The sequence below is a fragment of the Streptomyces sp. NPDC088252 genome (genome assembly GCF_044740965.1).
GTDB lineage: Bacteria > Actinomycetota > Actinomycetes > Streptomycetales > Streptomycetaceae > Streptomyces.
Genome location: NZ_JBIURS010000007.1, coordinates 46,306 through 60,136, shown reverse-complemented (window position 1 = coordinate 60,136; position 13,831 = coordinate 46,306). Strand labels below are relative to the sequence as shown.

At 70.5% G+C, this 13,831-nt stretch carries 12 protein-coding genes; 9 read left to right on the top strand and 3 right to left on the bottom strand.

Translation table 11 applies throughout. The features are described from left to right. The first annotated feature begins 341 nt into the window (after positions 1-341). From ACIOHC_RS16255 to ACIOHC_RS16240, 4 genes are all read left to right on the top strand, one after another. The gene (locus ACIOHC_RS16255) at positions 342-587 is read left to right on the top strand and encodes a hypothetical protein (protein WP_351081427.1); all 246 of its coding nucleotides are present in this window, start codon (positions 342-344) and stop codon (positions 585-587) included. Continuing rightward, positions 574-1,050, top strand: coding sequence for a Clp protease N-terminal domain-containing protein (locus ACIOHC_RS16250; protein WP_351081429.1), 477 nt, complete (start codon positions 574-576; stop codon positions 1,048-1,050). Before ACIOHC_RS16255 ends, ACIOHC_RS16250 begins: the two co-directional genes overlap by 14 nt. A 199-nt stretch (positions 1,051-1,249) precedes the next feature. After that, the gene (locus ACIOHC_RS16245; protein ID WP_389637357.1) at positions 1,250-2,407 is read left to right on the top strand and encodes a serine hydrolase domain-containing protein; all 1,158 of its coding nucleotides are present in this window, start codon (positions 1,250-1,252) and stop codon (positions 2,405-2,407) included. 382 nt (positions 2,408-2,789) lie between these two features. Beyond that, the gene (locus ACIOHC_RS16240; RefSeq protein WP_351081433.1) at positions 2,790-4,436 is read left to right on the top strand and encodes an APC family permease; all 1,647 of its coding nucleotides are present in this window, start codon (positions 2,790-2,792) and stop codon (positions 4,434-4,436) included. Between the two features lie 67 nt (positions 4,437-4,503). On the opposite strand, the gene ACIOHC_RS16235 is transcribed toward ACIOHC_RS16240, so the two are convergent. Next, positions 4,504-5,184: a (2Fe-2S)-binding protein gene (locus ACIOHC_RS16235; RefSeq protein WP_401843013.1), complete on the bottom strand. Its 681-nt coding sequence runs from the start codon at positions 5,182-5,184 to the stop codon at positions 4,504-4,506. 233 nt (positions 5,185-5,417) lie between these two features. Here ACIOHC_RS16235 and ACIOHC_RS16230 point away from each other — a divergent pair, with 233 nt between their 5' ends. Next, complete coding sequence (locus tag ACIOHC_RS16230; protein ID WP_401843011.1) at positions 5,418-6,668, top strand: DMT family transporter; 1,251 nt, start codon at positions 5,418-5,420, stop codon at positions 6,666-6,668. On the opposite strand, the gene ACIOHC_RS16225 is transcribed toward ACIOHC_RS16230, so the two are convergent. Continuing rightward, positions 6,638-7,948, bottom strand: a complete 1,311-nt coding sequence (locus ACIOHC_RS16225; RefSeq protein WP_401843010.1) for a peptidoglycan DD-metalloendopeptidase family protein — start codon at positions 7,946-7,948, stop codon at positions 6,638-6,640. The genes ACIOHC_RS16230 and ACIOHC_RS16225 overlap by 31 nt on opposite strands. Positions 7,949-8,237: 289 nt before the next feature. Next, positions 8,238-9,128, bottom strand: a complete 891-nt coding sequence (locus tag ACIOHC_RS16220) for a sigma-70 family RNA polymerase sigma factor (RefSeq protein ID WP_351087081.1) — start codon at positions 9,126-9,128, stop codon at positions 8,238-8,240. A 73-nt stretch (positions 9,129-9,201) separates the two neighbouring features. Between ACIOHC_RS16220 and ACIOHC_RS16215 the strand changes: the two genes are divergently transcribed. The 4 genes from ACIOHC_RS16215 (at position 9,202) to ACIOHC_RS16200 (ending at position 13,826) form a co-directional block, all read left to right on the top strand. After that, positions 9,202-9,954 carry an NAD(P)H-dependent oxidoreductase gene (locus ACIOHC_RS16215; RefSeq protein WP_351087079.1) on the top strand — a complete coding sequence of 251 codons (753 nt, stop codon included), beginning with the start codon at positions 9,202-9,204 and terminating at the stop codon, positions 9,952-9,954. A gap of 181 nt (positions 9,955-10,135) precedes the next feature. Then, positions 10,136-11,578 (top strand): NADP-dependent phosphogluconate dehydrogenase, encoded by a 1,443-nt coding sequence (gndA, locus tag ACIOHC_RS16210; protein ID WP_401843008.1) that lies wholly within the window; start codon positions 10,136-10,138, stop codon positions 11,576-11,578. A 380-nt stretch (positions 11,579-11,958) separates the two neighbouring features. Beyond that, entirely contained in the window at positions 11,959-13,029 is a 1,071-nt protein-coding gene (locus ACIOHC_RS16205) for a Dyp-type peroxidase (protein WP_351087075.1), read from the top strand. Continuing rightward, entirely contained in the window at positions 13,029-13,826 is a 798-nt protein-coding gene (locus tag ACIOHC_RS16200; protein ID WP_351087073.1) for a family 1 encapsulin nanocompartment shell protein, read from the top strand. The genes ACIOHC_RS16205 and ACIOHC_RS16200 overlap by 1 nt, the downstream gene beginning before the upstream one ends. Positions 13,827-13,831 lie beyond the last annotated feature (5 nt).

Here is a 13,831-nt window from a genome sequence, read left to right as displayed (position 1 = left end):
ATCCTCCTTGTCGAGGAAGGGTGGCGGCTCGTTGCAGCAGGATGTACAACGTTGGAAGGAACGGCAGTTGGCATGACAGCACGACACCCGATCCGCTGTCCAGGTGCATGACAAGTCGGGAACGGCCCGCCCCCTGCCCGGCGTGCACCACGGACACCGCACCCACCCGACCACCCGCCGCGCCGGCCGTCGGCGCGCCCGCAGGTGGCGCACCGATCACTTGAGGATGCCGCCGTTTGCCGACATGTCGGCCCGTGATCACAAGCCCCCGACGCACCACCCCGCCCCAGCCATGAGCAACTCGGGTTGACCATCTCCATTAGTCAACTACAGTTGCTTACATGTCCGCCGCCAAGAATCCCCTTCCTCAAGAGCCCGCTGACACCCTGGCGGCTGTCGTGGCGTTGCGGCGCCTTGCCGATCAACTGGAGGACGCCGCTGTCGAGCAGGCCATGCGAGCGGGCTGGGGCTGGCCACAGGTCTCCGAGGCACTCGGTGTCACCCGCCAAGCCGTCCACAAGAAGCACGCCAAGCGGCTCATCGCCGCCGGAGTCGAGCTGAGGAGGCGCGGCAATGAGCGCGTTTGACAAGTACCTGCACGCGGTCATCGTGCGGGCGACGGACGAAGCCCACGAGGACGGGTCGGCAACAATGGACGCGCACCATCTCCTGTTGTCGATCGCCGCCGATCAGGGGTCCACCGCACAGCAGGTCCTGGCCTCGGCCGGACTCGATCGCGCTGCTGTCCGCGAGGCACTGGACCGAGAGTTCGAGCACAGCCTGAGCGTGATCGGAGTGTCTCCGTCCACCTATGACCTTCCCAGGCCGAGCCACGCTTCCCAGCAGCCCAAGATGGGTGCGTCCGCCAGACTCGCACTGGAGCGGAGCTTCGCCTCCGCCCGCAAGAAGGACCTGCGGTCGGCGCATCTGCTGCTCGGGATCCTGCAGGCTCAAATCGGCACCGTGCCACGTGCTCTCGCCCTGGCCGGTATCGATCAGGCCGAACTGGCCGACCGCGTACGGCAGACGCTCCACAGTCAGGATCAGTGACCACCGGAATCAGCTGACGCGGCCAATTCACCCCGCGGCGGTGCCCTGGCCGGGATGTGCAGCAGGTCCTGCGGGCATGCGCGATGGATCGCATGCTGTGCCGGGGCCCGAGCCCCTGGCGAGAGCCGGTGGGCCACGGAATCACGCTGCGGAGAGGCCGGGCGGCCATCCGCGGGTCGCGCAGGGCGAGGAGAACCACATGCATCAACACACGGCTCGTACGGGCAGCGGCCGACCGGGCGCCGAGCCACCCGAGGCTGCGGTCGCTGTATCCGAGCCCGCACCGGCCTCAAGTGCCAACGAATACGAGGCGATCCGGCGCTTACTTCGGCAAGCCGTGACTCAAGGCGGCCTGCCCGGCATTCTTGCCGAGGTCCGCGACGGCGACCGGCAGTGGTTCGGGACCGCAGGAGTGGCCGACACCCGAACCGGCCGCGAGCGCTCACAGCACGACCGGTTCCGCATCGGCAGCATCAGCAAGACGTTCGTGGCCACCGTCGTGCTGCAACTGGCGGCCGAAGGCCGGCTCAGCCTGGATGACACCGTGGAGCAGTGGCTGCCCGGCATGATCCACGGCCACTACGACGGTGCCGGGGTGAACATCAGAATGCTGCTCAACCACACCAGCGGGATCTTCAACTACACCGATGACCTGGAGGCGCTGAACCGTCACGAGACACACACCCCCGGGTCACTGGCACAGATCGCCGTTTCCCATCCGCCCGCCTTCACACCGGGTTCGGGCTGGGCGTACTCCAACACCAACTACGTCCTCGCAGGCATGATCACCGAACGGGCCACCGGCCGCGGGCTTGCCGAGGAGATCACAGAACGGATCTCCCGCCCACTCGGCCTGACTGGCACGTACCTGCCGCACGGCAGCGATCCGACGATCCACGGGCCGCACTCCCGGCACTACACGAAGCTGTTCCGGACCGACCCCGGCGCGCCGGTCCACGACGCGACCGAGCTCGATTCATCCATGTTCTGGGCGGCCGGCGGCATGATCTCCACCGCCGGGGACCTCAACCGGTTCTTCGGCGCCCTGCTGGGGGGCCGGATACTGCCGCCGGACCAGCAACACGACATGTTCACCACCGTGCCCACCCGCGACTGGATTTCCAACGCCGCCTACGGCCTCGGCGTCTCCTCGGTCGGGCTGCCGTGCGGGAAGACGGTCTGGGGCATGGGGGGTGCGCTCTTCGGATCGTGGTCCTACACCTACGGCACCCGTGGTGGCGAACAGTTGGTCTCCACCAACGTCAACGGCGACTGGAGCGATGGCGGTTGGGACGACCCCATCGGTATCTTCACCGATCTTCTTCAGGCGAAGTTCTGCCGCCGGAGCGGTACCTGAACACCGGAGTCACAGCGCCGGCCGCGTGGTCCGTGCTGCGTCCGTCCGCGGCCCGGCGGGGACGTGGCACGAGCTCGGGAAGCTGGTCCAGCACCGCACCGGAAGGGCCTCCCGCTACCGGCCCCCCTACCGGCTCAACCGGGCAGACCTCCGTCGGCAGCCACTCCGTCAGCCGTTCCTCGTCCGTCACGGCCGACGGCCGGAATCCCTACCGGCGGGCTACTTGCTCCCTGGTGTCCGAACCAGGACTACAGGGCCGAGTGGCGCAACTTCCGCGTGCACCGGGAACGATTCACCGGGATCGGGGCATCTTGTTGAGGTCCCCAGAGGCACATCTACACCCCCACGCCTCATCCCCGCCGGAGCAAGGGGTGCATGCACCATGCGGATGTCCAGGCCGGTCGCGCCCTCGGCGCCCACGAACCCGGGCCTCAAGCGGGACATCGGGCTGATCGGTCTCATCTGGACCTCGGAGGGGTCCATCATCGGGTCCGGCTGGCTGTTCGGCGCACTGTTCGCCGCACAGGCAGCCGGCACGGCGGCACTCGTCTCCTGGGGAATCGGGGCGCTCGCCATCATCGTGCTGGCCTTCGTCCACGCCGAGCTGGGAGCCATGTACCCGGTCGCGGGCGGTACCGCCCGCTTCCCGCACTACGCGTTCGGCAGCGCCGCCGGTGCGTCCTTCGGGTGGTTCTCGTGGCTCCAGGCCGTCACCGTGGCGCCGATCGAGGTCATGGCGTCGCTGAACTATCTCAGCGTCCACGCCCCCTGGGTGCAGACCGGTAAGAATCATCTGACACCCGCGGGATACGGGCTGGCCGTCGCGTTCATGGCGTTCTTCGTCGTCGTCAACTTCTTCGGCATCAAATGGCTCGCCCACACCAACAGCGTGGCGACGTGGTGGAAGGTGGCCGTCCCCGTCTTCACCATCGTCGTTCTGGCCGCCACCACGTTCCACGGCGCCAACTTCGGCTACCAGGGCTTCGCCCCCTTCGGCGCCAAGGGCGTGCTCTCCGCCATCAGCACCAGCGGCATCATCTTCGCGCTGCTCGGCTTCGAGCAGGCGGATCAACTGGCGGGCGAGAGCCGCGATCCCGCCAGGGACATCCCGCGGGCGGTCATCGGTTCGATTCTCATCGGCGTCCTCGTCTACGTGGCACTTCAGGTCGTCTTCATCGCCGCCCTGCCGCACAGCGCGTTCGCCCACGGCTGGGCCGACCTCACCTTCAGTGGAAAGGCGGGTCCGTTCGCCGGGCTCGCCACGTCCGTCGGGCTCGGGTGGCTCGCCACGCTGCTGTACATCGACGCGGTCGTGTCACCGTCCGGCACGGGCCTGATCTACACCACGGCCACCTCACGGGTCTCCTACGGGCTGTCCCGCAACGGCTACGTCCCGGTGGCCTTCGAGCGCACCACCAAGCACGGGGTCCCATGGTTCAGCCTGCTTTTCGCCTTCGTGATCGGGCTCGTCGTGTTCCTGCCGTTCCCCACGTGGCAGAAGCTGGTCGGCTTCGTCACGTCCGCGAGTGTGCTGATGTACGCGGGGGCGCCGCTGGCCTTCGGGTGCCTGCGCAAACAGGACCCGGACCGGCCTCGTCCGTACCGGCTGCGCGGGGGCATGTTCTGGGCGCCCGTGGCCTTCATCGTCTCGAATCTGATCATCTACTGGGCGGGCTGGGACACCCTGTGGCGGCTCGGTGTGGCCATCGTGCTCGGCTATCTGCTGCTGGGCGGCTCCGCCCTGCTCAAGCTCAACCCGAGGGTTCCGCACATGGACTGGCGGTCCGCGCAGTGGCTGCCGGTCTACCTCGTGGGCATGGGTCTGATCTCCTGGCAGGGCGGTTTCTGCAGCACGGGCCCGGCATCGTCCGCTTCCTGCGGTGCGACCGACGCGCTTCCGCTGTGGTGGGACATCGTCCTCATCGCCGCCTTCAGTCTGGTGATCTACTTCTGGGCCCAGGCCGTCCGTCTCCCGGCCGAGGAGACCCAGGAATACATCGGCTCCGTCGAGGTGGTACCCGGCGGGTGACCCGGCCCCGCCGGTCTTCCGGCCGCGGCGCCGTCGCGGCCGGGCGGGGTCGCGACGCGGGGGCGTGTCAGGCGCTTTCGAAGACGCAGTCGCCGCACAGACCGCCCGCCGGGCAGCGGTAGTACAGGCAGCAACTGCGGCGGCGGAACGCCGTGTCGTGCGGGCCGCCGGTGTTCCGCAGGTCCGGGTGGTCGAACAGTTCGGCGACCAGCGCACGGGCCCGGCCCGACACGTCGGGACGGCCATGCTCACGGGCCCAGGCGACCAGTTCCCGCAGGGACCCTGCCAGCGCCGACCCGGCGTTGCCCCAGAGCAGCCGGTCCGACAGGGGGCCGTCCCGGTGGATCGCTTCGGCGAGGGGAACGAGATGGCCGTACTGAACCGCTTCCCGGATGTTCCCGGCCGTGGCGCGCAGCGTCGCGGCCGAGCTCAGCCACAGGTCGTCGGGAAAGGTGTGCCGCGGGTCCCAGAGCAGGGCATCGGGAGAAAGGGCGGGGAAGCGCCCGGTCAGGGCCGCCGGGCCGAGTGCGACGGACCAGAGGCGGGCGGCCAGCCCCAGGTGCGCGACGGAGACGGCGACCCTGCGCTCGGAGGTACCGAGCCGGTCTTCGACGGCGTCGATACGAGCCCTCAGCTGCGTGGACTCCCCCGCGTACAAGACGGCCAGCGGCCGATGCGCCCCGTCGGGCGGCGCGGACGTCCGGAGTGCGAAGAATCCGGCCGGCGAATCCGCCGCGGGCTCGTCCATCACGCTGCTCCTTCCCGGCTCCCCGCCGCCACCCCGATAACATCGCGGGCACCCGGATCGCCGCGCCCCGGCCCTCACCGTAACCCGTCGGGATGATCGCTCCGGGTCCCTCGGAGGGACGACTACCGTCGGGAGGAGGACACTGGGAGTGATTCCGTACTACCAAGGCAGTACGCCGGATCGCCGCCTCAAGGACGACGACGCAGCCACTTTGAAGAGACATCGTGGTGTACATGAGTTCCCTTGCGCTGTCCGTGCTTCTGTCATTGGTCTCCGCGGTCGCCTACGCGGCCGGGGCGATCGTCCAGGAGCACGTGGCCACGGCTGGAGACGGCCGCTCGTTCGCACCCCTGCGCAACCCCGTCTGGTGGGCCGCCGTGGCACTGAACGGCGTGGGGGCGGTGCTGCATGTCGTGGCGCTGGCCTACGGTCCGCTCAGCCTGGTCCAGCCGCTCGGTGCGCTGACCATCGTCTTCGCCCTGCCGATGGCGGCGCTCTTCGTACGCCGCCGGGCGGGGGCCACCGCCTGGCGCGGCGCGATCATGGCGGCCGTCGGTCTGGCGGGACTGCTCGCACTCACCGGGAACGCCGAGTCGCACACCCTGAACGGCACGGATCAGCTGATGCTCGCCGGAGTCACACTCGGTGTGGTCGCGGCGCTCTGCCTGATCGCCAAGGGCTCGCACCGACCGGTGGTGAGGAGCGTGATCCTGGCAGGTGGCGCGGGTGTGGCCTTCGGTATCGCCTCCGTGTTCACGAAGACGGTGGCGGTGCAGTGGGCCGCCGGTGCCGCGGGAGCCGGGATGCCGGCGTTGCTGGCGATCGGCGTGTTCGCGTCCGCCGGGCTGCTGCTCTCCCAGGCCGCGTACCGGGGTGCCGGGCTGACCGCGCCGCTGGCCACCGTGACCGTGGTGAACCCGGTGATAGCCGCGGCTGTCGGCATCACCCTGTTCGACGAGCGGTTCCGGCACGGTACGACGGGCACGATGCTCGCCCTCGCCTGCGGGGTGGTCGCCGCGGGTGGGCTGATACTGCTGACGACGGAACGGCTGGGCGCGGAGCAGCGCGCCGGGCGGCAGGCCGGGAGTGCGCACCCGGTCGCCCCGTGCGACCTGGCGGGCCTCGTCCCGGGCGACGTGACGTACCCGGAGGACTCGGGCGCGGCCCCCGGCACGAAGGGCGTCGTAGAGCCGACGGTTGGTCGGTCTCAGCCTGACCGGACGGTCGTGGCTCGTCATGAGCCCGCGCTGTCGACGCCCGCCTCGACCCTAGAAGTCGTCACCGAAAAGTCCTCGGCAGCCCCGGCCCTGCAGCTGACGATGCCGCTGAAGCATCGGCTCGGGCAGGTGGAGTTCACGACCGGCCGCACTTCGCGTTCCCGCTCCGCACGGCGGGCTGGCACGTCCGCGGGGTCCACCGCGCAGGTTGATCCGGACGGGCCCCGGAGCGCCGTTCAGACGCTGACGCCGCCCGCTCTGAGGTAGGCCAGCGGGTCGACGTCCGAGCCGTAGCCGGGACCGTTGCGGATTTCGAAGTGCAGGTGCGGACCGGTGACGTTCCCGGTGGAGCCCGAGCGCGCGATCCGCTGTCCGGCGGAGACGTGCCGGCCCTCACGGACGTGAAGCGCGGACAGATGCGCGTACTGGCTGTACTTGCCGTCGCTGTGCCGGATCACGATCTGGTACCCGTACGCCCCCGCCCAGCCTGCCGAGACGACTGTGCCGGAACCCACCGCCTTCACCGAGGTACCGGTCGGGACGGGGAAGTCCACACCGGTGTGGTAGCCGCTGGCCCAGGAACCGGATCGGTGGTACGGGGTGCCGATCCCCGCCGCGACCGGTGCGACGAGGCCGGAGTGCTTCTCCGCCCGCGCCGGTCCATGGACCTCGGCCCTCTTCGGCTTCGCGGTCTGGTGGTGCGGCTTCGCGGGCTCGTGCCGGGGCGTGGTCGCTTGCTGCTTCGGTGAGGCCGTCCGGCGCTGCGGCTTCGCCTTCTCGTGCGGTGCGGTCGTCGCCTGCTTCTTCGCTTTCGGCTTCGGGTTCGGCTTTGCCGCCGAGGCCGAACCCGCCTGGGAACCCTTCCTCGGTGCCCGGGACTCGTCCAGGCTCAGGCGCTGCCCTGGAAGGATGAGATCCGGATCGTCACCGACGACCTCCCGGTTCTTCGCGTACAGATGCAGCCAGCCGCCCCGGACGTGCTCGGTCTCCGCGATGACGGAGAGCGAGTCGCCACGGGCCACGGTGTACATCTCACGCTTGCCGGGCACGGTGGTCGGCGTGGCGGTCGTGGAGGTCCGCTTCGTCTCCGGCTTTCCGGCGGTGGCCTTGCCGGGCACCTTGGCGTGACCGGTCCGCTCCGACTGCGGGCTGATGTCGGGGGCATCCCCGCCGCTGGTCAGCCCCGCCCGGGTCGAGCAGCGCGGCCAGGCACCCGGCCCCTGCCCTTCGAGCACCTTCTCGGCGACCGCTATCTGCTGCCCCTTGGTGGCCAGATCGGCGCGCGGCGCGTAGACCGTGCCTCCGTAGGCCGCCCACGTCGACCGGGTGAACTGCAGGCCGCCGAAGTAGCCGTTGCCACTGTTGATGTGCCAGTCGCCGGTGGACTCGCAGGCGGCGACCTTCTCCCAGACGTCCGCCGAGGCGGCGCCTGCCGAGGCGGCCGCGATGAGTGGGAGCGCGATGCCCGCACCTCCGGCGGTTACCGTGAGCGAGGCACGGTTGAGCCGGCCGGGCTGGTATCTGCGGTGCCGTCCGTTCGCGGCCATGACTTGGCTCCCCCACTGGCAGTAGGACACGTCGCAAGCGCCCAACTTATGGGCAGACAAAGGCCGGTGACAAGGGAGCGAGGACAGTCCGTCCGTCACGGACGGCTCGTCCGAGGACGCGACGGGTGGGACGAGGGCTCCCGCCCCCGCCCCGCCGGTCGCGTCTCGGTGCTCCCCGGCTTCGCGTACGGCTCCGGGGCCGGCGCGAAGTCGCGACGAACCCGGGGCGGTCCCGCGCAGCCGAAGGCCGACCAGGCCTGACATCAAGTCAACTCAGTTCCGTCAAAGGTCAGTCGAGGACGGCGAGGCGGAGCCGTCGGAGGCGCACCGGGTCGGCGATCACCTCGTACGCGGCGATCCTGTCGTTCTCGACGGTGAAGGTGAGCGCGAACAAAAGCCGTCCGCGCGGGGCCACGACGACACCCACCGCACCGTCGACCAGCGCGAGTTCCGCGAGCCGGGACCGTTGCGCCAGTGCGGCGGTGCCCTCCGCCACGGCCCGTGCGCCGCGGACCACGGTCGCTCCGCCCGGCGGCAGGGCGGCGGGATCGGCGCGGCGCACCACGTCGGGGTCCAGCACGGCGAGGATCGCGCCGAGATCACCGGCCCGCGCGGCGGCGAGGAACGCCGAGACGACCTGCCGGTTCCGGGCGAGCTCGGACGCCGGGACCACCGGCCTGCCCCGCACCTTGTGGCGCGCGCGGCTGGCGAGCTTCTTCGTGGCGACCGGTGTGCGCTCCACGATCGGCGCGATCTCGTCGAACGGCACGGCGTACATGTCGTGGAGCACGAACGCGACCCGTTCGGCGGGGCCGAGTGCGTCCAGCACGACGAGCAGGGCTCGGCTCACCGAGTCGGTCAGCACTGCCTCGTCCTCCGGATCTTCCCGGGGGTTCGCCCGCGCGGGGTTCGCGACGTGGTCGAGCGTCTCCTGCGCGGTCAGGTCCTCCCGCCGCGAGCTGCGGGAGCGCAGCATGTCGAGGCAGATGCGGGTCACCACGGTCCGGAGCCAGCCGCCCAGGTTGTCCACTTCGCCGGCGTCGATCCGACCGAGCCGCAGCCATGCCTCCTGCACGGCGTCATCGGCCTCGTCCAACGATCCGAGCATCCGGTGGGCGACTGCGCGCAGTCTGCCGCGCTGCGTCTCGAATCGTTCCGCCAGCCCGTCGCGCTCGTCCACCGGTCACCTTTCTCCGTCCCGCCCCGTCAGCTCCCATGACGAACGCAACGTAGCCGAAGTGACAGGAGAAGTGATGACGTCCTTGCTGCACCTGGATTCCAGCGCCAATCGTTCCGGTGAGTCCCTCAGCAGACAGCTGACCTCGCTGTTCGCGGACACTTGGCGGTCCGTGCACGGCACGGCCGGCTACCGGTACCGGGATCTGACCGTCGACCCGGTGCCGCCGCTGGGCACCGCCTACTGCTCGCTCGGGCGACGCGTGGAGCGACACGGCCTCGTCCCGCCGCCGGAAGTCGACGCCCTGGTCGAGGGCCCGGCCGAGAAACGGGAGTGGGCACTGACCCGACCGCTCGTCTCCGAACTGCTGGCGGCCGACACCCTGCTGGTCGGTGCCCCGATGTACAACTACTCGGTGGCCGCCTCGCTGAAGGCGTGGATCGACCGGGTGGGCTTTCCCGGGGCCTTCACCGACCCGGACACCGGGGAGAGCCTGCTACGCGCTACGCAGGTGGTGGTGATCACCACGCAGGGCGGTTCCTACGGTCCGGGCACCCCACGCGAGGCATGGGACTTCCAAACGCCCTACCTGCGGACGTACTTCTGCGCGCGGGGCGTGGCGGACGAGAACCTGAGCTTCGTCGGCGTCGAGATGACCATGGCCGGACTCGTCCCGCACCTGGCCCGTTTCCGGCCGCTGGCGGAGAGTTCGCTGGCCGCGGCGCGGGCCGAGGTGACCGCACTGGCCACGGCCGCGCCCCGGCCGGCGATGGACGCGGTCGAGGGGACCACGCCGATGGCCGCAACCCGACCCGGGGCTCCGGGCTGATCCGGTCCGGCCGGCCCGCTCCGGCGCGACCCCGCCCGCGTCCGCGCCGCTCGCAGGCCGGAGCGTGCGGGAGCCCGCGGCCCCGGCACGTCCATACGGCCCATCCCTGGCAGGCCGTCGCCACGCCCCGTATCCATACTGGAGAACCCGGCATTCCCGACACAGATTGCAGAGCAGACAGATGAGCGGCACTGCACAGATCGGCGTCACAGGCCTCGCGGTCATGGGCCGCAACCTCGCTCGAAACTTCGCACGCAACGGCTTCACGGTCGCCGTGCACAACCGGACGACCGCGAAGACGGACGCACTGGTCGAGGAGTTCGGCGATGAGGGCTCCTTCGTGGCCGCGCGTACACCGGAGGAGTTCGTCGCGGCGCTGGAACGTCCGCGCCGGCTCGTCATCATGGTCAAGGCGGGCGGTCCGACGGACGCCGTGATCCAGGAGTTCGCCCCGCTCCTGGAGAAGGGCGACGTCATCATCGACGGTGGCAACGCGCACTTCGAGGACACCCGCCGCCGCGAGAAGCAGTTGCGCGGGCGCGGCATCCATTTCGTGGGCGTCGGCATCTCGGGCGGCGAGGAGGGTGCGCTGAACGGGCCGAGCATCATGCCGGGCGGCTCGGCCGAGTCGTACGCATCGCTGGGGCCGCTGCTGGAGAAGATCGCCGCCAAGGCGAAGGACGGCACCCCGTGCACCACCCACATCGGTCCCGACGGGGCCGGGCACTTCGTGAAGATGGTCCACAACGGCATCGAGTACGCGGACATGCAGCTGATCGCGGAGGCGTACGACCTGCTGCGCACCGTCGCCGGCTACTCCCCCGCGAAGATCGCCGAGACCTTCCGCGGTTGGAACACCGGCCGCCTCGACTCGTATCTGATCGAGATCACGGCGGAGGTCCTGGCCCATACCGACGCGGCCACCGGTCAGCCCTTCGTCGACATCGTGCAGGACCGGGCGGAGCAGAAGGGCACGGGCCGCTGGACGGTGCAGATCGCGCTGGACCTGGGAGTGCCCGTCTCCGGTATCGCGGAGGCCGTCTTCGCCCGCTCGCTGTCCGGCCACGCGGATCTGCGCGAGGCGGCGAAAGGTCTGGCGGGCCCGTCGGCCACGCCGCTCGGGGAGGCCGAGGCCGCCGCCTTCGCCGACCGGGTGGAGCAGGCGCTGTACGCGTCCAAGATCGTCTCGTACACGCAGGGGTTCCATCAGATCCGAGCGGGCAGCGAAGCGTACGACTGGAACATCGATCTCGGCGCGGTGGCGGCGATCTGGCGGGCCGGGTGCATCATCCGGGCTGCGTTCCTGGACCGGATCCGCGCGGCCTACGCCGCCCGCCCCGACCTGCTCAGCCTGCTCTCCGACGAGCAGTTCGCGGCGGAGATCGGTGCGGCGCAGGACGACTGGCGGACGGTGGTCGTCGAGGCCGTGCGGCAGGGCGTGCCGACACCCGGTTTCGCGGCCGCGCTCTCGTACTACGACGGACTGCGCGCGGACCGGCTGCCCGCGGCGCTCACCCAGGGGCAGCGCGACTTCTTCGGCGCGCACACGTATCGGCGCACCGACCGCGAGGGCTCCTTCCACACGCTCTGGGGCGGTGACCGCTCCGAGGTCGGGGCGGGCTGAGGCACGGGGCGCCGGCGCGCGCACGTCGGGTCCGGCCCGGTGCGCGACGGCCCTCCGAGTCCCTCCCCGTCCACGGGCCGGGGCATGAGCTGTCCCAGCGACGGGAGAGGGCGAGCGGCGTCACGCCCGCGCGCGCTTCCCGGACGCCGGAATCGCGGGCGCCGGAATCGCGGGTCGTCGGAATCGCGGGTCGTCGGGCTTCCGGGTGTCCGGGCTCGGGACTCGGGACCTTGACAGACCCGGCCGGGAGGTCGCCCGGTCGGGTCTCCCGGGGTGCGGCGTTGCCGTACGTGTGCGTAAGTGGCAACGGGGGCCTGTTGTCGCCCCCGCACCGCTCGCCGTTGTCGTTCCGTACCGCTCACGCCCCATGGAGCCCCCGTATGCCCGACGCCACGCCGGAGCCGGTCACGGCGCAGCCCGTCGTCACGCCGCTGACCAGTGCGGCCTTGATCCTGGTCGCCACGATCGAGCCCGGTGGCGAGGCCGTCGTGCGCGGGGTGTTGCCGGATCTTCCGGCGATCGCCCGCTCCATCGGATTCCGGTTCCCGGGCACCGAGCTGGTTTCCGTGACCGGTTTCGGCTCCCACGCCTGGGACCGGCTGTTCGCGGGCCCCCGGCCTGCGGGGCTCCACCCGTTCCAGGAACTGCACGGTGCCCGCCACCATGCTCCGGCGACCCCGGGAGACCTGCTGTTCCACATCCGGGCCGAGCGGATGGACGTGTGCTACGAGTGGGCGTCCCAGTTGCTCGACCGGCTGGGCGGGTCGGTGAAGGTCGTCGACGAGACGCAGGGGTTCCGCTACTTCGACCACCGGGATCTGCTCGGCTTCGTGGACGGCACCGAGAACCCCGTCGGGGCGGACGCGCGGTCGGCGGCCCTGATCGGCCCGGAGGATCCGCAGTTCGCGGGCGGCAGTTACGTCGTCGTGCAGAAGTATCTGCACGATCTCGCGTCCTGGAACGCGCTGAGCACCGAGGCACAGGAACGCGTCATCGGCCGTACGAAGTTCACCGACATCGAACTCGCCGACGACGTCAAGCCCGCCGACTCGCATGTCGCCCTCAACACCATCACCGACCCCGACGGCACGGAACGCGAGATCCTGCGGGCCAACATGCCGTTCGGCAGCTTCGAACAGGGCGAGTTCGGCACCTACTTCATCGGCTACGCCGCCGACCCGGGCGTGACCGAGCAGATGCTCCGCAACATGTTCCTCGGCGATCCGCCCGGCACGCACGACCGCATCCTCGACTTCTCGACAGCGGTCACCGGCACGCTCTTCTATGTCCCCGGCGCCGACTTCTTCGACGCCCCGCCGCCGTCGCCCGCGGTGACCGCCACCGAGACCCTGCCGGAGCCGGCGTCCGCCCCGGTGGCACGGCCCCCGGTCCCGGTCCGTTCGGACGACGGTTCGCTGCGCATCGGCAGCCTGCAAGGAAGCGCCCAGTGATGAACAACCTCCACCGCGAGCTCGCCCCTGTCACGGAAGCCGCCTGGGACCAGATCGAAGAAGAGGCCCGGCGCACCTTCAGCCGCCATCTGGCAAGCCGCCGTGTCGTCGACGTCACCGGTCCGGACGGCCCGGAACTGGCGGCCGTCGGCGACGGTCATCTGCGGGACATCGATCCTCCCACGCCGGATGTGCTCGCCAGGGCTCGTACCTCGATGCCCGTCATCGACTGGCGGGTGCCGTTCACCGTGACCCGGTCGGCCGTGGACGACGTCGAACGCGGTTCCGACGACAGCGACTGGCAGCCCGTCAAGGACGCGGCCCGTACCTGCGCGTTCGCCGAGGACATGGCGATCATCGACGGGTACGCGTCGGCGGGCATCACCGGACTCCGGGACGGCTCCTCGCACGCACCGCTGCCGTTGCCGGCCGACGCCCGCGACTACCCGGCCGCCGTCAGCCAGGCGCTGACCCAGCTGCGGCTGGCCGGTGTCGACGGGCCGTACCGGTTGTTGCTCGGTGCGGACGCCTTCACCGAGGCGACCGAGACCTCCGACCACGGGTACCCGGTGGCCACGCATCTGACCAGGCTGCTCGACGACCAGATCCTGTGGGCCCCTGCCGTCACGGGCGGTGTGCTGCTGTCCACCCGTGGCGGCGACTTCGAGCTGCGCCTGGGCCAGGACCTGTCGATCGGCTACCTGGACCACGACGCGACCAGCATCCGGCTCTACTTCCATCAGGCGTTCACGTTCCGGATGCTGACGCCCGAGGCCGTCATCCCGATCATCGCCTGAGCACC